Annotated in this window: 18 protein-coding genes and 2 tRNA genes; 12 read left to right on the plus strand and 8 right to left on the minus strand. The window is 38.4% G+C overall.

From position 1 onward, the window contains the following. The first annotated feature begins 1 nt into the window (after window position 1). A complete protein-coding gene (locus FN809_RS15390) occupies window positions 2–445 on the plus strand; it encodes a precorrin-2 dehydrogenase/sirohydrochlorin ferrochelatase family protein (RefSeq protein WP_142534421.1) in 444 nt (147 codons plus the stop codon). A 45-nt stretch (window positions 446–490) separates the two neighbouring features. Further along, window positions 491–2,251: a uroporphyrinogen-III C-methyltransferase gene (cobA, locus tag FN809_RS15395; RefSeq protein ID WP_142534422.1), complete on the plus strand. Its 1,761-nt coding sequence runs from the start codon at window positions 491–493 to the stop codon at window positions 2,249–2,251. A gap of 186 nt (window positions 2,252–2,437) precedes the next feature. Here the strand turns inward: cobA and FN809_RS15400 are convergent, their stop codons facing one another. From FN809_RS15400 to FN809_RS15410, 3 genes are all read right to left on the minus strand, one after another. Further along, on the minus strand, window positions 2,438–2,881 hold the full coding sequence (locus tag FN809_RS15400; RefSeq protein ID WP_142534423.1) for a cold-shock protein: 444 nt from the start codon (window positions 2,879–2,881) through the stop codon (window positions 2,438–2,440). Between the two features lie 446 nt (window positions 2,882–3,327). After that, window positions 3,328–3,400, minus strand: a tRNA-Phe gene (locus tag FN809_RS15405). Window positions 3,401–3,443: 43 nt separating this feature from the next. Next, window positions 3,444–3,516: transfer RNA gene (locus FN809_RS15410), tRNA-Phe, on the minus strand. A 175-nt stretch (window positions 3,517–3,691) separates the two neighbouring features. Here FN809_RS15410 and FN809_RS15415 point away from each other — a divergent pair. The 3 genes from FN809_RS15415 to FN809_RS15425 are packed head-to-tail and all read left to right on the plus strand — an operon-like array spanning window position 3,692 to window position 6,089. Then, the gene (locus FN809_RS15415; RefSeq protein ID WP_142534424.1) at window positions 3,692–4,912 is read left to right on the plus strand and encodes a M16 family metallopeptidase; all 1,221 of its coding nucleotides are present in this window, start codon (window positions 3,692–3,694) and stop codon (window positions 4,910–4,912) included. Window positions 4,913–4,917: 5 nt separating this feature from the next. Next, on the plus strand, window positions 4,918–5,565 hold the full coding sequence (locus FN809_RS15420) for an O-methyltransferase (protein WP_142534425.1): 648 nt from the start codon (window positions 4,918–4,920) through the stop codon (window positions 5,563–5,565). A 44-nt stretch (window positions 5,566–5,609) separates the two neighbouring features. After that, window positions 5,610–6,089 carry a flavodoxin gene (locus tag FN809_RS15425; protein WP_142534426.1) on the plus strand — a complete coding sequence of 160 codons (480 nt, stop codon included), beginning with the start codon at window positions 5,610–5,612 and terminating at the stop codon, window positions 6,087–6,089. On the opposite strand, the gene FN809_RS15430 is transcribed toward FN809_RS15425, so the two are convergent. After that, window positions 6,063–6,350, minus strand: a complete 288-nt coding sequence (locus FN809_RS15430; RefSeq protein WP_246095615.1) for a ribbon-helix-helix domain-containing protein — start codon at window positions 6,348–6,350, stop codon at window positions 6,063–6,065. The genes FN809_RS15425 and FN809_RS15430 overlap by 27 nt on opposite strands. Window positions 6,351–6,710: 360 nt before the next feature. Between FN809_RS15430 and FN809_RS15435 the strand changes: the two genes are divergently transcribed. After that, window positions 6,711–7,409, plus strand: coding sequence for a cytidylate kinase-like family protein (locus FN809_RS15435; protein WP_142534427.1), 699 nt, complete (start codon window positions 6,711–6,713; stop codon window positions 7,407–7,409). Here FN809_RS15435 and FN809_RS15440 read toward each other — a convergent pair. From FN809_RS15440 to dapA, 3 genes are all read right to left on the minus strand, one after another. Next, window positions 7,402–8,253: a fructosamine kinase family protein gene (locus FN809_RS15440; RefSeq protein ID WP_142534428.1), complete on the minus strand. Its 852-nt coding sequence runs from the start codon at window positions 8,251–8,253 to the stop codon at window positions 7,402–7,404. The two genes, FN809_RS15435 and FN809_RS15440, sit on opposite strands and share 8 nt — an antisense overlap. After that, entirely contained in the window at window positions 8,246–8,725 is a 480-nt protein-coding gene (locus FN809_RS15445) for a low molecular weight protein-tyrosine-phosphatase (protein WP_142534429.1), read from the minus strand. The genes FN809_RS15440 and FN809_RS15445 overlap by 8 nt, the downstream gene beginning before the upstream one ends. A 350-nt stretch (window positions 8,726–9,075) precedes the next feature. Further along, window positions 9,076–9,969 (minus strand): 4-hydroxy-tetrahydrodipicolinate synthase, encoded by an 894-nt coding sequence (gene dapA, locus FN809_RS15450; RefSeq protein WP_142534430.1) that lies wholly within the window; start codon window positions 9,967–9,969, stop codon window positions 9,076–9,078. A gap of 168 nt (window positions 9,970–10,137) precedes the next feature. Between dapA and FN809_RS15455 the strand changes: the two genes are divergently transcribed. The 4 genes from FN809_RS15455 (at window position 10,138) to FN809_RS15465 (ending at window position 13,604) form a co-directional block, all read left to right on the plus strand. Further along, entirely contained in the window at window positions 10,138–10,800 is a 663-nt protein-coding gene (locus FN809_RS15455; RefSeq protein WP_142534431.1) for an aspartate kinase, read from the plus strand. 209 nt (window positions 10,801–11,009) lie between these two features. Then, window positions 11,010–11,141 carry a hypothetical protein gene (locus FN809_RS18105; RefSeq protein WP_262709431.1) on the plus strand — a complete coding sequence of 44 codons (132 nt, stop codon included), beginning with the start codon at window positions 11,010–11,012 and terminating at the stop codon, window positions 11,139–11,141. A 226-nt stretch (window positions 11,142–11,367) separates the two neighbouring features. Then, window positions 11,368–12,375 carry a type I glyceraldehyde-3-phosphate dehydrogenase gene (gap, locus tag FN809_RS15460; RefSeq protein WP_142534432.1) on the plus strand — a complete coding sequence of 336 codons (1,008 nt, stop codon included), beginning with the start codon at window positions 11,368–11,370 and terminating at the stop codon, window positions 12,373–12,375. 197 nt (window positions 12,376–12,572) lie between these two features. Continuing rightward, window positions 12,573–13,604, plus strand: coding sequence for an acyltransferase family protein (locus FN809_RS15465; protein WP_142534433.1), 1,032 nt, complete (start codon window positions 12,573–12,575; stop codon window positions 13,602–13,604). Here the strand turns inward: FN809_RS15465 and FN809_RS15470 are convergent. After that, the gene (locus FN809_RS15470; RefSeq protein ID WP_185957581.1) at window positions 13,516–14,976 is read right to left on the minus strand and encodes a sulfatase-like hydrolase/transferase; all 1,461 of its coding nucleotides are present in this window, start codon (window positions 14,974–14,976) and stop codon (window positions 13,516–13,518) included. The genes FN809_RS15465 and FN809_RS15470 overlap by 89 nt on opposite strands. Window positions 14,977–15,353: 377 nt before the next feature. Here FN809_RS15470 and FN809_RS15475 point away from each other — a divergent pair, with 377 nt between their 5' ends. Next, a complete protein-coding gene (locus tag FN809_RS15475; RefSeq protein WP_221929454.1) occupies window positions 15,354–16,136 on the plus strand; it encodes a 3-keto-disaccharide hydrolase in 783 nt (260 codons plus the stop codon). Window positions 16,137–16,344: 208 nt separating this feature from the next. Further along, window positions 16,345–18,219, plus strand: a complete 1,875-nt coding sequence (locus tag FN809_RS15480; RefSeq protein ID WP_142534436.1) for an alpha-amylase family glycosyl hydrolase — start codon at window positions 16,345–16,347, stop codon at window positions 18,217–18,219. The last annotated feature ends 92 nt before the right edge of the window (window positions 18,220–18,311 follow it).

Here is an 18,311-nt window from a genome sequence, read left to right on the forward strand (position 1 = left end):
CATGATGTTTCTACCATTATCCATAAGCGTTAGCGGCCAGCAAATACTGATTGTGGGAGGCGGAAAGGTGGCCCTTAACAAAGTAAGGAGGCTTAAGCGTTTTGTAAATAATTTTAAAGTTATTGCCCCGGAAATAGCTGAAGAGCTAAAAAATATGGAAGGTGTTGTTTGCATCGAGAGGAAATATAGCCATAAAGACTTATCGGATCACCTGCTGGTTTATGCAGCTACCAACAACCATAAGTTAAACCACCAAATACAAGCAGATGCTAAAAGGTACCGGTGCCTGGTCAATGTGGTTGATGACCCGGGTTACAGCGATTTTGTTTCTCCTGCCATATACCAAATGGGTGAAATGACAGTGGCAGTTGGTTCAAACGGTAAAAACGTAGATGCGTCCATTCTTTTACGTGATAAAATTAAAGCTTTCTTACAGCACAATTGAGCGGAATTTAATGGCGTGTTTCGTCATATCTAAAAATTAAAAACAATGGCAGAGATTAGGATAATAATAGACCACAAACATCATAAGCATATTTGCATGGGTGATATTAGCGAAGCGCTAGTACAAAATGGGATTAATGCAAGATTCAACTTTACGGATGTGGAAGGAGGTCGAGTTTCCCATGTGATGGAGCAGATCCTTATTTCGGATAAGGCAGAAGCTTATGTATTACCTGCAAAAAAAATACCTTACCCCCTGAATACCCAACTGGAAGTACTGGCCTTGTTGCCTATTACGGAAAAGCAGAACAAAACAGATTATCCTTTATTCGAAAATGATTTGAAAAAAAATCCGCTTGAGGATTATTTGGCTGTAGTGGGTAAAAAGGGAATGCCTGAAATAAAAAAATGCTTGGAGCAAATGGATGTTAGAGCCAGATGGGGTAAGGTGATATTGGCTGGGTTTGGGCCCGGTGATCATGATCTAATTACAAAAAAGGCCGCCTTCCATCTGGAGTGTTGCGATGTTATTTTTTACGACGACTTGGTTGACGAGGTTTTTTTACATGGATTTGAAGCCGAAAAAATTTATGTGGGTAAACGAAAGGGTAAGCATAAGTTCGATCAGGAGATAATTAATGAATGGATGTACCAGGAGGCGATTAAAGGCAAAAATGTGGTGCGGGTTAAAGGAGGCGATCCTTTAATTTTTGGCAGAGGTGCCGAGGAGTATCATTATTTGCAGAGCCGATTAGTGCAAGCCACTATAATACCGGGCATATCAAGTGCGTTTGCAGCCGCTGCACAGGCCGTGATCCCTTTTACCGAGCGTTCCTTGTCCTCATCGGTGGCTTTGCTTTCGGGGCACGATATGCACAAGCTAAAAATACCCAAGGCAGATACGCTGGTATTTTATATGGGTGCTTCCAATCAAAAGGAATTAGCACAGGAAATCATCGCGCAAGGCTGGTCGGAAGGTACACCTGTGGGTGTGGTATATAATGTGAGTAACCCCAATCAGCAAATTTACCGCGGAACACTGGGGGATATGATGATTAATGGTTCAGGTTTGCCTTCGCCGGCCATTATTATTGTAGGGAGAACTGCCGGCACCTATTCAAGCCCCAATCAAAAATGGCTGTACACAGGGGCTGCGCTGGAAGAAACGAATTTAAAACCGGATATGATCCATACCCCCTTGATTTCCATAGTATCTAATCCGATGGATGTAGATATTAAATGGTGTTTGGCTCATATTTCATCTTACAATAGAATAATTTTCACAAGTAGATATGCCGTCCGTCATTTTTACGACAAATTGTGCCACGCAGGCAAAGATGTGCGCGACTTACATGGTGTCCGGATTGATTCCATAGGGAAAACCACCTCAAAAGCTTTAAAAGAAATAGGGCTAATGGTTAAACCGTTATCGGTAAATGAGTCGATTGAAGGGATGTTGAAGGTTTATCGTGAAACAGGACTCACAGCCGAAAATGTTCTTCTACCCGGTTCTAAGCAATCTACAGGGCTGCTTCAAAAAGAATTGTGCCGTTTAGGTAATAAAGCGCATGCCCTTAAGGTGTACAAAGTGGTGAAAAACAAAGCTATTATCAGGCAAAATTTGATGCGCTTCCATGGCATAGTGTTTTCATCACCTGCAACAGTAGAAGCTTTTATCGCGATATATGGTAGTATACCCTCACATTTGCAACTTAAATGCATTGGCCAACAAACAAAAGATATGCTTCGAAAATCACAGATGGGGGAAGTTAAAATAGAAGTAGAAAAAAGGGGCTGTGCAGTATAAAACCCTAAAAAGCCAGCGGTATAATACAAAAGGTGCAAACAAGCGTTGCACCTTTTGTATTCATATCTTAAACCCAAACAAATAAATGTGGTTTGAATTAGCATGCAATACCATCTAACTATACAAGTATCAAACGGATTGTAAGCTCTATTGGGTTACGAACGATCCGGCATTCACTGCTCCATATTAAACCTTCTTCACACGTACGGCATTCATTCCTTTCAATCCTCTTTCAAGCTCAAAGTTTACTTTGTTGCCTTCTTCTATCTTATCCAGTAGGCCATGCACATGTACAAAGAATTTTTCCTGTGTATCCAAATCTTTAATAAATCCGTATCCTTTGTCGTCATTGAAAAACTCAACCCGTCCGGTACGGATAGGCTCTTCGATATCCTCTTTTTTAGGAACCGAAATTTCTATGTTTTCTGCTTTAATCTTTGTTTTCTTGGTTAAATCGGGTGGTGTGTCAACAATGCGTCCGTTTTCGTCCACGTAGGCAATCATCGAATCTAAGCTTCCATCCGAGGTGCTGGATTTTCGCATGTCCTTGCGCTTCGCCTTATCCTGGCGTTTTTTCATTCTTTTTTGTTCTTTTTCTTTTTTGCCAAAGGTTTCTTGAGATCTCCCCATTCATATAATTTTAATGATAATTACTACAATAACCAGAAACAAATACGCTGAATAAAGTGGACAAACAAGCGCCTGAAGGTGATGATGATTGAACAGAGTATTACTTGAGTAGAGTATTCGTTGCCTATTACCAGCACAAAAGTAATAATAATAAAGGACTTTTAGAAAGGTTTTTTTTTATTGGCATAAAATATTGAACTATCTTGGTTGATTAGCAAAATTTACAATGCAATAAAAGAAACGTAATTTATTGTTTATCCATTTTTTATATCAAAAACAATGCATTATAAGCTCTGACTATTTATCTAATCGTTTATTATTTATACTAACATTTAGCGTATAATCTCTACATTATTAGTTACCCCTTTTAGTTATTGTGTAAATTCGGGGTGTGGCGGGGGGGGTATAAAAAAAGCCGACAGAATATTTCTATCGGCTTTTAAGGGTGGTACCACCTGGGATCGAACCAGGGACACATGGATTTTCAGTCCATTGCTCTACCTACTGAGCTATGGTACCCCTTTTTTGTGAGGGCTGTTGTAGCAGCATTGTATTTTGAAGGTGGTACCACCTGGGATCGAACCAGGGACACATGGATTTTCAGTCCATTGCTCTACCTACTGAGCTATGGTACCCTCAATTTGCTGTAGATTCTATTGCTTTCAATAGAAGCACCTTTTGTTTAAGGCGGTGCAAATATACACAAAGATTTTTTTCTGCAAAACCAATTTCAAAAAATCTTGTTTTATTTTGATGCCCCGTATTTAAATACATTGTACTTTAGTACTTTTGCACTCCAATATTTTTTTCATGGAATTTTTCACTCACACCTTAGATAACGGGATACGGATTATTCACAAGCCGGAGGCAGGCGAAGTATCGTACAGTGGTATAATTATAAATGCTGGTTCGCGCGACGAAGAGGAGCATGAGCACGGTATGGCTCATTTTATTGAGCATGTTGTTTTTAAAGGCACCTTGAAACGTCGGGCTTTTCATGTACTCAGTAGACTCGAAGATGTAGGCGGCGAATTAAATGCCTACACCACCAAAGAAGAAACCTGTATATATGCTACTTTTTTAAAGGAAGATTACCAACGCTCCATGGAGCTTATTGCCGATATAACTTTCCACTCTACCTTTCCCGAAAAAGAGTTGGTTAAGGAAAAGGAAGTTATTATGGACGAAATAAATTCGTACAAAGATTCGCCGGCAGACCTTATTTTCGACGACTTTGAGGAGCTCCTTTATCCCAACCATCCTATCGGACGCAATATTTTAGGAACACCGGAAATGCTCAAAACCTTTACACGCAAAGATATCTATCGCTTTATTCAAAATAACTACCATACCGATCAAATGGTGTATTGCTCCGTAGGACAGCAGGATTTTAAGCGCGTAGTAAAATTGGCAGAAAAATATTTTGGTTCAATTCCTGAAAATAAACGGCAAGTTAAACGCAGCCCTATCGCCAAAAGTGAACCAAAGGTGGTGGTGATAGATAAGGAAACTTACCAAAGCCATATTATGCTGGGAGGCATAGCCTACGATTACAACCACCCTAAACGATTAGGGCTGCACCTGCTGAATAACTTGCTCGGTGGCCCGGGGATGAATAGCCGTCTGAACATGTCGCTGCGCGAAAAAAAAGGAATAGCATACAATATTGAATCGTCGTATTCGGCATTTTATGGTACGGGCGTTTTTTCCGTTTACCTGGGCACCGATCGTAAAAACGTAGATAAAAGTCTGAAAATAGTGTATGCCGAACTGAATAAGTTGCGCAATAATAGTTTGGGTAGCATGCAATTGCACAAAGCAAAAAAGCAACTTAAAGGCCAAATAGCCATATCCTCCGAAAATAAAGAGAGTTTGATGCTTAATATAGGCAAGAGCTTTTTATTGTATAACAAGGTGGATTCGCTACCGCATATCTACAATAAAATTGACGAATTGAGCGCTTCGGATTTGTTGCACATAGCCAACGAATGCATGAATCCCGATAATATGTCGCAATTAATTTATTTGTAAATACCATGTTCACACAAAATATCGACCTCGAAGCTTACATTCTTGAGCATATCGATAAAGAAGATGAGCTGCTCTACGACCTCAATCGTAAAACACATATCCACATTCTTCGTTCCCGGATGTTATCGGGCCACTGGCAAGGCCAGATTCTAAAAATGATATGCCGGATGATACAACCAGCAAATATTTTGGAAATCGGCACTTTTACGGGCTATTCGAGCCTCTGCATGGCGCAAAGCATGCCGCACGATGGATTTATTGATACTATTGACATTGACGACGAAATGCAAGCTTTTACACAATCATTTTTCGATAGGTCGGGATTAGCTCATAAAATAAAAATGCACCTGGGCGATGCCTTGAATATCATGCCTGCCTTGAAAAAAAAATATGACCTGATTTTTATTGATGGCGATAAAAGACAGTATCCGGATTATTACCACCAGGCAAGGGAATTGCTGAAGCCCGGTGGTTTTATGTTGGTGGATAATGTTTTGTGGGATGGAAAAGTAATTGAACCCGTAGAAACAGATGACGAATATACGCTGGGAATTCAGAAGTTTAATAAGCTGGTTAAAGAAGACAAAGGAGTGGAGAAAGTGATTTTTCCGATCAGGGACGGTATCTTTGTGATACGTAAAAAAACAGATTAAACATTATTTGGATATAAGGTGTTAACTCTACCAAACTTTACACTATGACTGGAATTTTTTATGGCTCATCCGTGGGCAATACGCGTTTTGTTGCAGAAAAACTGGCTTTATTGCTCCCCGGTTCGGAACTGAACCCTGTAGAAACAGCAACGCAAGAAGATATTGAGAAATACGATTTTTTAATACTGGGTACTTCAACTTGGGGAGTGGGCAATTTGCAAGACGATTTTGAAACCTTTGTTGATACCTTATTAACCAGTAACTTAAATGGAAAAACGATTGCCCTTTTTGGCCTTGGCGACCAGTTTACCTATCCGGATACATTTTGCAACGGCATGGGCCGGCTTTACGAACTGATCAAAGATAAAGGCTGTGATTTTGTCGGTAAATGGCCAAGCGACGATTATGATTTTTCGGATTCGTTAGCAGTAGTGGATGGCGAATTTGTTGGGCTGGCGCTGGATGAGGACAATGAACCCGACTTAACGGATTATAGGTTAGGCGAATGGACTAAGGGGTTTTGAGGTAACTTTTATCTTGTCCATATCCTCCTTATCAAACAAAGTAGGATAATCTGTTAAAAACGTATCCATTACCTGGCGGATTATGGTTTCGCGAATGAATTTAGACTTATTCGTGATATTATACTTTTTGCAGTACGAATCAATGGCCTCTTTTTCTTTTTCGTTTAATAAAACAGTAACCTGATGCGTTCGGCGTAAAAAAGAAGATGATATTGTTCTGTCACCGGACTTTTTATCTTTTTTATGTTTTTTCTTGGCCATTCATTTAATTGCTATGTATTTGTGGCAAAAATAGTAAAAAAAGGAGGGTGCTGAAATTTTCATATTGTAAAAACTCTATAGGCATCCAATAAAACTACGAAAATCCTATTTTTACCTTAACAATAAGGTATGTGGGTGGATTCAGCTTAACGGAAAAACGACTTAACAAGCTTTAACTTATTTTGATTTTACTTTATGGGAGTTTGGCTTAAATTTGCAGTGTAGATTTTTTTTCATAGATTTAGATTAACAAAGTTGATTTTAAGGGTTAAGGATAGATGTTTTGCATCTATCCTTTTTTTGTTTAATATATTCTCACTATATTTTGCATGTAAAACAGACTATATAAACCAAGACAACATGGAAAATGTATTTTTAAAATATATGCTACGCAGGGAGGGTAAAGCCGAAGTAAATCAGCCCCCCCTGGCCGATGGCCCCGTATTTACCATCTCACGTGAGTACGGCTGTCCGGGAAAAAGAATTGCAAAACATTTATCCGAAGTACTCAATAAAAAACTCAATCACGAAGGCAGAACCGAGAAATGGCGATGGTTGAGCAAAGAAATTATTGATGAATCGGCAAGAGAACTTAAACTTTCACCCACCTTAGTTAAGAATCTTTCGGAGTATAAAAATAGAAGTTTTTTAGATAATCTGGCTTTGTTCTTTTCAGATACTTACTATCCAAGCGATGCCAAAATAAACAATACTATTGCCAATTTTATTCATACTGCCGCTTCACAGGGAAATGTTATCATTGTGGGTAGAGCGGCTGAGGCTATCACTAAAAATTTTAAAAAGTCGTTTCACTTAAAGCTCATGGCACCGTTGAACTGGAGAGCCGAAAAAATCAGTACTGATCTCGGTATTTCTATGTCTGAGGCCAAACGAGAGTGTCAGGAAATGGATAAACGCAGGTTTATGTTCAGATCCTATTTCGAAAAAGGGGTGCCAGATGTTGAGTTTTACGATGCAAGCTTCAATTGCAAGGAAATGACCGACGATGAAATAGTTGAACTGATGGTCATCATTGCGGAAACCCGGGGTTTTATCTAATATAAAAATCCATCAGATTAATAGTCTGTGAATAATACCCCGTTCCAAACAGGTTCAGGTGATTCCAAACGTGATATAGCAGATAAATATTTTCGCGGTATTCGTAACCGCTCTTAAGCGGAAAAGTTGAGTTATAACCTTGGTAAAACTCGGGCGAGAACCCGCCAAAAAGCTTTGTCATGGCTATATCTGCCTCCCTGTGACCATAATAAACTGCCGGATCAATCAATACGCCTTTTCCGTTTTTGTTTATTAAATAATTCCCTGCCCACAGATCACCGTGTAATAAGGAAGGTTTTTCTTCACTATCCTGTAAAATGCGATGAAAAACTTTTTCGAGTGCTATAAATTTACTTTGTAATTCAGGGGTAAGACTGCCCTTGCGTTTGGATAGTTGGTATTGGTATTTGAGGCGCTTGTTAAAATAAAAATCGGCCCAACTATCCGACATGGTGTTAATTTGTGGGTTGCCACCGATAAAATTATCCTCGTAAAAACCATAACGTGCAGCCGTAAATTGATGCATACGAGCCAGGTCACATCCCAGATCAAACAGTGTTTCGCTGGTTTTAGGTCCTTGCTCAATGTAGTCCAGTAGCAAAAAATCATTATCCACGCCTACCACTTTTGGGGTAAGTATAGTGTTTGATAGCGCTATCTCCCTGAGACCGTTGGCCTCGTTTACAAACATGTTGCTGGTACCACCTTGTTTAAGAAAATATTTCATACCCGTAGAAGTGGTTATTATCCGGGAATCGGCAATGCAGCCACCACCATGTGGCTGATTGCCCACAATATCTTCATGAAGTAAAGTTGATACTTTGCTTAATACAAGCTCACTCATCTTCCAGTTTTTTTATAAGTCCATCACAAGCATCTTCCAATAAATCCAATACCAGTTCAAAACCTTCTGCACCGCCATAATACGGATCAGGAACTTCGTTGTATGTAAAACGGGAACTGTAATCTGTCATTTTGTGTAGTTTGCTCAATTGCTCATCATTGGTAGCCATTGCCCTTAAGTCACTCATGTTTTGATCATCCATACCAATGATATAATCAAAATTTGCAAAATCGTTGGGTGTTTTAAAAGGCCTGCTGATGCTGGTCAGCTTATAATTACGTTGAGCGGCATGTTGTTGCATGCGATGGTCTGCGGCACCGCCTTCGTGGTAATCCGTAATACCTGCAGAATCCACCATATAATGTTCTGATAAATCCAGCTCTTTTAGTTTTGCCGTCATTACCGCTTCGGCACTTGGGGAGCGGCAAATATTACCGAGGCATACAAATAGAATTTTTTTTTTGCTCATCATCAAAAAGTTTTTATGTGTTTTGCTGTGTCATAGGTAGAAATAAATGCAGTATTGTTTGTGCTATGGTTATGGCTTGATCTGTAAACTAAAAGAAACGCATGGGTGTAATTTATTAAAGCGAAAAAGGCCTCTACTTGGGGGAGTAAGGCCTTTTCATCTTTAACTAACACAACACACAAAATTCATTTGTTACAAACACAACACAAACAAATGAACTGCTTAAATTCTTACAGCAAGTTAATCATTAATCTATTAAATAGCAATAGCTAAATCTTAAGTAAACTGTAATTAGAACAGAACAATCAAAAGTTTGTTCAATAATCTAATCCTAATTCCCCGAATTCTTATCTCTACTTTTCGATAAGTTTTAGGTTTTTCATTTCGTTTAATAGGAGTTGTCTGTTTTCAGGAGTGATTTTACACAGGGGTTGTCTGTAAAATTCTTTTATAAATCCCATTTCTGCCAACGCTGTTTTAACAGGTATGGGATTTGATTCCACAAAACACAATTCCATTAACTTTTTGTATTTGTAAAAACTTTTCCGGGTAGCAATGGCATCGCCTTGTAATGACACCTTCATTAGCTGCTGAAATTCGGCAGGGATTATATTGGCAACAACAGAAATACATCCATGGGCACCTAATAGGTTAGCGGAGGAGGCCAGGAAATCATCACCACTATAAACCAAAAACGTTTTAGGGGCAGAGGCAATGATTTGTGTAAAATACGATAAATCTCCGGAGGCTTCTTTTGTTGCCACTATGTTGTCAAAATCCTTTGCTAAACGAATAACGGTTTCGGGTAAAATGGAAGTACCCGTGCGAGAGGGAACATTGTATAATATAATAGGGATGTCCACCGATTGAGCCACCGTACTAAAATGATTGTATATGCCGGTTTCCGTAGGTTTATTGTAGTAGGGCACCACCACCAGTGCAGCATCGGCACCTAAATTCTTAGCCTTCTGTGTTTTTCTTATGGCTGTTTGCGTACAATTGCTTCCGCTTCCGGCAATAACAGGGATTCTGCCCTTGATCTTTTCCACAGCACGGGCAATAACTGCTTCATCCTCCTCATCGGTTAAAGTAGGTGTTTCGCCGGTGGTGCCACAAACCACAATGCCATCGGTCTTGCTATCTATATGCCAGTCAATTAGTTTATCAAATGAATCCCAGTCTATTTCTCCTGACTCTAAAAAAGGAGTTACAATAGCAACTATTGCACCTTTCAATGTAAATGCCATATTATTTAGATGAATAAAGTACGTAATTTTTAAAGCGTAAAAGTAAAGTTTAAAACTATAAAAATAACGGTAGAAAAATAAATTGTGTAATTTAAATTGCAAATAAAACTAATTTATAACACTTTGTTATATTTTTAACGTTTTTAATTTTGTTTAATTAGCAATTCTATGATTACTATACCGCAAGCTGTTGAATCAGTAGTTAAAGCACAGCCTTTTATATCGGAAGCATTGTTTGAAGGCTTAATTAATGTATCGTCCCTGGCTCGTAAAATTAAGCCCGATATAGACAGGATTTTGTTGAAGGATGCCAAGCACGGTGCTATTGTTATGGCTTTAAACAGGCTTAGTCCACAGGTGGATATAAGCTTGCAACGTGGTATCAATAAAATGATAAACATGCTGGGCGATATAATTGTACGTTCAGATTTGGTAGACTATACTTTTAAAAACTCGGATACTTTAATAAAATGTCACAGTCGTGTTTTTGAATCGCTGAGCCATCACCGGGATACATTTTATACTATGGTGCGCGGTATGAATGAATCTAATATAGTTATCAGTGGTATTTATGCCAACTTAGTAGATGAAAATTTTAATGAAGAAGAATTGCAGGTAAAAACAGAAAATCTGTCGGCCATAACTTTAAAACTGCACGAAAGTAATACACAGGTACCTGGTTTTTATTATTATATTTTAAAAGCTGTTGCATGGGAGGGGATCAATATTGTTGAAGTAATATCTACTACTAACGAATTTACGGTTTTGGTTAACGACGAGGATGTAGACAGGGCCTTTTCTGTACTCAAAAATTTAAAAAAGAAGAAATAAAAAAGGGTATAAGGCCTTTTACGAGAATAATCGTATTTTTATATCGTTAAAATACTTATGAATGGTACATGCTTTAATTGGTCATTTATTTTTAGATGTTTATCAGAAAATGTGAATATTTTGTAACTAAAACGGACGTAATCCGTTTCTAACGATATAAAATAAAAGATTATACAACTAACATTAATTTATATAGTAATACGCTGGATATGAAAAAAATCGTTTTAATTATGGCTGTGGCCGGGTTGTTTATTGCGTTAGGAATGAGTTCTTGCAAAAGTACTGAGGACTGCCCTGCTTATAGCAAAGTAATTGTTGAAAAGGACACAGAAAATGCATAGACCAAGTTTTATGGTGGAAAAGGACAATTTTTTAAATTGTCCTTTTTTTTTGTTCCTACTCAACGTTTTCTTCTTATAATCCTTTTTATGGCGGCATTTCACATTTTTTAATACAGTATTTGATAAAAACGTGAGCTGTTTACTTGACCCTTTCTTAATGATTTTATACTTTTGTACCTCATTTTGAATACGATTGTAAATTACATTTTTAAATAAAAACTATAAAATGTCAAAAATTAAAATTGGTATTAACGGATTTGGCCGTATCGGTCGTTTCGTATTTCGTCAGGCTGTTGCCAAAGGAACTTTAGAAGTGGTAGCTATCAACGACCTTATCGACGTTGACTATATGGCTTACATGTTAAAGTATGATTCAACTCATGGTAGATTCGACGGTACGGTTGAAGTGAAAAATGGAAAACTTGTTGTTAACGGATCTGAGATTCGTGTTACTGCGGAAAGAAATCCAGCCGACATTAACTGGGGTGCAGTTAATGCTGAATATGTGGTTGAGTCAACAGGTATATTCCTTACCAAAGAGTCGGCCAAAGGACATATCGACGCCGGTGCTAAAAAGGTAGTAATGTCTGCTCCTTCAAAGGACGATACTCCTATGTTTGTAATGGGTGTAAACAACAAGACATATACAAAGGATATGGACTATGTTTCTAACGCTTCATGTACTACCAACTGTTTGGCTCCTATTGCAAAAGTATTGAACGACAAATTCGGTATCGTTGAAGGTTTAATGACAACTGTACACGCTACTACGGCTACACAAAAAACTGTTGACGGTCCTTCAATGAAAGACTGGAGAGGTGGACGTGGTGCTGGTCAAAATATTATCCCTTCTTCTACTGGTGCCGCCAAAGCTGTAGGTAAAGTTATTCCTGAGCTTAATGGCAAACTTACCGGTATGGCTTTCCGTGTTCCTACGCCCGATGTATCTGTTGTTGACTTAACGGTTCGTTTGGATAAAGGTGCAACTTACGATGAAATTTGCGCTGCTATGAAAGAAGCTTCAGAAGGTGAATTAGCTGGTGTTTTAGGTTATACTGAAGACATGGTTGTTTCCAACGACTTTATCGGCGACACACGTACTTCAATCTTTGATGCTAAAGCAGGTATCTCTTTATCTGATAACTTTGCTAAAGTAGTTTCTTGGTACGATAACGAAATGGGATACTCTTCATCCATATGTGAATTGATTAGGTACATGGATTCTGTAAAATAATTGCAGTTCTAAAATATTTTTTAAAGGCTCGCCAATTTTGGCGAGCCTTTTTTGATAGTGATTTATAGGGGAGAACAGTTTTGCAGGCAAAAGTTGATTTGTAGCCGGCAGGTAAGCGCTTCTAGACGTGGAATTTGAAAAAGTAGATAGAGGTCGTGTACTTTATTAAGTTATTTATTTTATTTTTATAGCAATATATGAAACGATTGCAGTTTATAGATGTACTGAGGATTACTGCCATTTTCATGGTTGTTTATCAGCATAATGAATTAGATTCATCGATTAGTATTTATTTTGAATCATTTTCGGTATCACTTTTTTTTATGGTTTCAGGATTCGTTAGTAGTCCGAAAAGTCATCTGCCATTTCTTAAGGTGCTAAAGAAATATATTAAACATTTACTTGCTCCCTATTTTCTGATCAGTGGGTTACTTTATCTTTTTTGGTTTTTTGTAGGTCGGCATTATGGATATAAAGCAACTGTAACGCACGATCCCCTACTAAATTTTATAGGAATATTTTATGCACAGGGAGGTGCAGATTTTATGAGCTGGGGAATTCCTATGTGGTTTCTTCCGACTCTTTTTAATGTGGTTATGCTGGATTATTTTGTCTCTAAATTAAAACTTCCATTGCAAATTATTGCATTGTTGCTGTTTCCTGTAATTGGACTTTGGCTTTTCCAACATATTGGTTTCCATCTTCCCTGGAGTTTTGATATTGCCTTGGTTGTTTATCTGTTTTATTTTGTGGGACGTGTATTTAAAAAGATAGATTTGGTAAAAATTATCCAAGGCAAGGAATTGTTGGTTTTTATAATTTGTTTTAGTTTGCATTTATATACTTTTCGTTTTAATGGGATTGTTGAAGTGTATTATGGGCATTATGGCGATTTTTTGGGATTGATGTATTTTAATGCAATACTGGCGTTTGTTTGGCTGTTTGCTTTATTGAAAGTGTTGCCTAATTGGAAAATAGTGTCGTGGCTTGGTCGCAACACTTTGCCTATACTGGCCTTTCATTTGTTAATGATGACCTTTGTTAAAGGGGTGGCTCTTTTTATTTTTGATTATAAAATCGAGATTACACCACTCAATGCTATCTTTTACACACTATTACAAATCATTTTGCTTATACCGCTTATTCATTTTGTGAATCGCTATTTGCCTTTTTTGGTTGGAATTGATCGGAAAAAAGATTCCAGGATGGTTCAATCCAAGGCGACTTAATGGCACTGCCATCGATAATGGTATGAAACAAAAAGGCGGTATCAACTACCTTTTCCCGGTTTTTAATGAATTGGCTTACTTTTTCGGCAAACTGAATTTTGTATTTATCAGAAAACCAGAAAAAGCAGGCCGGATTTTGTTCCGTGGGTGCACCATTAGCGTGTAACCATTTACCATTTTCGCCAAACGATTGCCCATGGTCGGCAAGAAAAATAACCATTGCTTTTTTATTTTCTAACTCATTTATAAACTGTTCAATCACTGAATCTACAAAAAGTGTAACGTTATCATAGGAGTTTATCATTCGCTCTTTATTGTCGTTCGATAGCACCTTATTTTCTAAAATAGGAGTAAATTGTATATATTCCTCCGGAAGGTTTTTATTGTAATACCAATGATTGCCAGCAAGGTGAACCATTAGTAATTGTCGTGGATGGTGCTGGTTAATTAAATTGGTAAAAGGTTCAATAAGATCGGAGTCATATTTTGGGGTATTGCTGTAATCCGAGAATTGTGGCTTATTAATAAATATAGTATCGTTTTCGTTAATGAAATAGCGGAGTGCAGCCAAGGGGTTTTGATTGGCTATCCATGCCGTACGGAAGGAGCAGCGTTTAAAAATGTCGATAAAAGAACTTTCCGTGTACATAGGATCAAGCATGCCGGGTGCGGCTCTGGTAAGAAAATACCTTAGGCTGGCCGCCGTGTAGGTGTAGGGGGAGTGCACATGGGGTAAAAATAGGGCCCCTTTTTGTTCTGCTTTAGGCATTGTAACACGAAAATAACCATTGGTTTGAATATGATCGGCACGTAAGGCTTCGCCAATAATTAAAAGTGTGATAATTGAGTCTGACTCCACATGTGCATCTTCACCCAATAAGCGTCTTTCGCTGTCCATTTCCTTTACATTACTCTTGTAATCTTGATAAGCAATATAATACGAAAAAGGAGCCCTCATCAGTAATGTGTTTCTACGTAATTTATTGGTGAAAGTGAAAATTACAATACCCATCAAAGCCAATGATAAAATGAGAATGAACTCTCTTTTTTTGAAGGTAATGCTGAAACGATAAATAATTAGTAATACGGTAATGCCTATGGATGCAATTAAAGTACCAAGTATAGGCAACGAAAGGTAGTTGCTTATTTCGGCGGTGTCGGTCAGGAATATGGATTCGATGAGTGCCGTATTGATTGAGATGTCCAATTGCCATGTGAAATATGCTGTAGCGGCCGATATAAAAGTAAAAATTGGGAAGACAATGGTAAACAAGTATCGGTTAAGACTCATAATGACAATAAGAACCAGTACGCCCCATGCTGATAGTGCCCAATGTGAAATGACCTCTAAAATACTTTTAACATCCGACATGGGATAGTGACGGTAGTTTGCAGTTAAAAAAAATACAGAGCAGCTTAGTGTAGTTATCAGAATGAAAGTAACAAGTGGAAAACGCCTAAAAAAAGAATGCATACAAATGAGCGATAAAAAGTGATGGGTACTGAATCCTATTTGATGGCATCAAAATTACTTTATTATTTATTATACACCAATGAATGGTGGGATTGTTTTGTATATCTTTGAGTAAGAAAAATTAATGGGGTATAACTGGTTTTCAGGATCTTTATTCATCCATGAACTAAAATATGGAAAAAAGTTAAACCTGGCTTACATTTAGTGAAAGAAAGTAAATAATTCAATTTTTTTAATAATACGATATGAATGTTTTAATAATTAATATGCTTATAATGAGTGTTTTATATCTCGCGGGCTGTGTTAATAAAAGTACTAATACAAGCCGTAAGGATGTTGATCAATGGATTTCGCTTTTTAATGGGAAAAATTTAGACAACTGGGTCGTGAAAATTCATCACCACAATTTTGGAGATAATTATGCCAATACTTTTCGTGTAATAGATGGTAAGATACAAGTGAATTACGATGGTTATAATAAGTTCGACGAGCGTTTTGGGCACCTGTTTTATCATCAACCTTTTTCGTCGTATCATCTAAGGTTTAAATATCGATTTACCGATCAGTGGATGGAAGATGCGCCCATCTTCACATTCCGAAACAGCGGAGTTATGTTTCATTCGCAGGATCCTAAAAGTATATTGAAAGGGCAGGATTGGCCTATTTCGGTAGAATACCAAATTTTAGCTGAAGAAACTGAAGGAACAGCTCGACCAACCGGTAATGTTTGCTCTCCCGGAACGGAGGTGTACTACAATGGGGAAATAGATCCACGCCACTGCATCAGTTCCACGTCGTCGACCTATACATGGGATAAGTGGATGAGCGGTGAACTTATTGTACGAGGTGATAGCATTGTGCATAAGGTTAATGGTAAGGTGGTGCTTAAGTATAGTAAGCCAACCATTGGTGGGGGTGTTGTAACTGGATTCGACCCTGCTGTTAAGCGTGACGGTAAACTGCTTACGGAGGGGTATATAGCATTACAATCAGAAGGACAAGGAATAGAATTTAAAGACATAGAAATAAAAATATTGGGGGAAATTGCAGGTCGGTGAAATTGTGCTTTGTTGACCTATCAACTTAAGTTTACATCGCATCGCACCGTACAAAACTACCCGCATTCTCATAAATACATAAGTTGTCAAAAATATTCAAATTTGCTCGTGCTCTTGTAATTTACGGTTGATTTTGGTTCAGGGTATAGCATCATGTTTCTAATAAAAAAAACACATATCTTGCACCAAACAAAAAAATATCATTGAGATGAAGAAACTTATTTACATTCTATTTATTATTACCATGTTAGCTAGCTGCACAAGCCATCAAAACCGGCAAAAGCAATCTTTCGAAACTGCCGGATCGGGCAAAATAGTAGTTTATCAGGTTTTTACGCGTTTGTTTGGAAACACCGATACCATTAATAAACCCTGGGGAACCATAGAGGAGAATGGTGTGGGTAAATTCAACGATTTTACCGAAAAGGCCTTAAAGGAAATAAAAAGTATGGGAGTTAGCCATATTTGGTACACCGGAATTCCGCATCATGCAACGGTAACCGATTATACCCAATACGGCATATCCAACGACGACCCGGATGTAGTGAAAGGCCGTGCAGGATCGCCCTATGCAGTAAAAGACTATTATCAGGTAGATCCGGATATGGCGGTAGATCCTGCCAAACGAATGGAAGAGTTTGAAGCGCTGATTCAACGAACGCATCAACAAGGGATGAAGGTAATTATAGATATTGTACCCAACCATGTAGCCCGTCATTATCAAGGTCTTAACAATCCGGAGGGTGTCAGTGATTTTGGTGCTGATGATGATACTTCGCTGGTGTACGCACGCAATAACAACTTTTATTACATCCCCGGAAAAGCTTTTAGTGTGCCAGCGCCTAAAGATGGTTACAAGCCGTTGGGAGGAAGCAAGCATCCGCTGGCCGATGGCAAGTTTGATGAGAATCCTGCTAAATGGACGGGCAATGGTTCGCGTTTAGCACAACCCAATTTTTACGATTGGTACGAAACGGTAAAGGTAAATTATGGCGTGCGTCCGGATGGAGAGTATGATTTTGATACTTTGCCCGATAGTTATAAAAGCAAAACTTACAAGGAGCATTATGCTTTCTGGAAAGAAAAAGAGGTGCCGGATTCTTGGATTAAATTCCGGGATATAGCTCTTTTTTGGATGGATAAAGGGGTGGATGGTTTTAGATACGATATGGCGGAAATGGTTCCGGTGGAGTTTTGGAGCTTCTTAAATTCATCTGTCAAAATAAAAAATCCGGAGGCTTTTTTATTGGCCGAGGTGTATCAGCCCGACTTGTACCGGGATTACATCCACAAAGGCAAGATGGATTACCTTTACGATAAGGTAGATTTGTACGATACCCTAAAGCACATTATGCAAGGACACGGCTCTACCGATAATATTGCCCCCATACTACACAAACTGGCGGACATTGAGCATCACATGCTTCACTTTCTCGAAAATCATGATGAGCAGCGCATTGCCTCGCCTGAATTTGCCGGCGATGCCAAAAAGGGAATGCCGGCCATGGTTGTATCGGCCACCTTGAGCACTTCGCCCACAATGCTTTATTTTGGACAGGAGGTAGGGGAGCCGGGTGCAGAAAATGCAGGTTTCGGTGCGCCTTCGCGTACTTCTATCTTCGATTATATTGGTGTGCCGCATCATCAGCGCTGGATGAACAAAGGAAAGTTTGATGGAGGCCAGTTAAATGATGAGGAAAAGAAATTGCGCAGTTTTTATAAAAGGCTGTTGAGTTTTACTGCAAATAGTGAAGCCCTAATGGGCCATTATGCCGACATACATTCTTTTAACAGGAGCCGGACAGACGATTATACGGACAAAGTTTATTCATTTGTTCGTTGGAACAACAAAGAAAAGCTGATTATAGTTTCTAATTTTAGTGCTGCGAACAGCTTTGCTTTTGAACTTCAAATTCCGGCTGATATTATGGGTAAGATGGAGGTTACAGATGGTAACTTTATTGCTGCTGATCAATTGTTTGGTAAAAAAACCACTTCCTTAAATGTAAAGGATGGTTTGGGCACCATAGATATTCAGCTGGCACCCTTGCAGTCGTATATTTTTAAAATAAAGTCAAACTAAGAGAAGCTAACTTTGCAGTCCGGCTGCAACTGTATGCGTTTTGTACATGCCACGCCCAAACTGAATTCTATTTGTTAAGGTAAATGATAAAT

Origin of the sequence: Saccharicrinis carchari (genome assembly GCF_900182605.1) — a bacterium.
In the GTDB taxonomy this organism is placed as follows: Bacteria; Bacteroidota; Bacteroidia; order Bacteroidales; family Marinilabiliaceae; genus Saccharicrinis; species Saccharicrinis carchari.

Coding starts and splice junctions, on each gene's coding strand:
- cobA (WP_142534422.1), top strand. CDS start 491: ATGGCAGAGATTAGGATAATAATAGACCACAAACATCATAAGCATATT.
- FN809_RS15435 (WP_142534427.1), top strand. CDS start 6,711: ATGGAAAATGTATTTTTAAAATATATGCTACGCAGGGAGGGTAAAGCC.
- FN809_RS15470 (WP_185957581.1), bottom strand. CDS start 14,976: ATGTCGGATGTTAAAAGTATTTTAGAGGTCATTTCACATTGGGCACTA.
- FN809_RS15465 (WP_142534433.1), top strand. CDS start 12,573: ATGAAACGATTGCAGTTTATAGATGTACTGAGGATTACTGCCATTTTC.
- FN809_RS15400 (WP_142534423.1), bottom strand. CDS start 2,881: ATGGGGAGATCTCAAGAAACCTTTGGCAAAAAAGAAAAAGAACAAAAA.
- FN809_RS15475 (WP_221929454.1), top strand. CDS start 15,354: ATGAGTGTTTTATATCTCGCGGGCTGTGTTAATAAAAGTACTAATACA.
- FN809_RS15445 (WP_142534429.1), bottom strand. CDS start 8,725: ATGATGAGCAAAAAAAAAATTCTATTTGTATGCCTCGGTAATATTTGC.
- FN809_RS15425 (WP_142534426.1), top strand. CDS start 5,610: ATGACTGGAATTTTTTATGGCTCATCCGTGGGCAATACGCGTTTTGTT.
- FN809_RS15415 (WP_142534424.1), top strand. CDS start 3,692: ATGGAATTTTTCACTCACACCTTAGATAACGGGATACGGATTATTCAC.
- FN809_RS18105 (WP_262709431.1), top strand. CDS start 11,010: ATGAAAAAAATCGTTTTAATTATGGCTGTGGCCGGGTTGTTTATTGCG.
- FN809_RS15440 (WP_142534428.1), bottom strand. CDS start 8,253: ATGAGTGAGCTTGTATTAAGCAAAGTATCAACTTTACTTCATGAAGAT.
- FN809_RS15430 (WP_246095615.1), bottom strand. CDS start 6,350: ATGGCCAAGAAAAAACATAAAAAAGATAAAAAGTCCGGTGACAGAACA.
- FN809_RS15455 (WP_142534431.1), top strand. CDS start 10,138: ATGATTACTATACCGCAAGCTGTTGAATCAGTAGTTAAAGCACAGCCT.
- gap (WP_142534432.1), top strand. CDS start 11,368: ATGTCAAAAATTAAAATTGGTATTAACGGATTTGGCCGTATCGGTCGT.
- FN809_RS15390 (WP_142534421.1), top strand. CDS start 2: ATGATGTTTCTACCATTATCCATAAGCGTTAGCGGCCAGCAAATACTG.
- dapA (WP_142534430.1), bottom strand. CDS start 9,969: ATGGCATTTACATTGAAAGGTGCAATAGTTGCTATTGTAACTCCTTTT.
- FN809_RS15480 (WP_142534436.1), top strand. CDS start 16,345: ATGAAGAAACTTATTTACATTCTATTTATTATTACCATGTTAGCTAGC.
- FN809_RS15420 (WP_142534425.1), top strand. CDS start 4,918: ATGTTCACACAAAATATCGACCTCGAAGCTTACATTCTTGAGCATATC.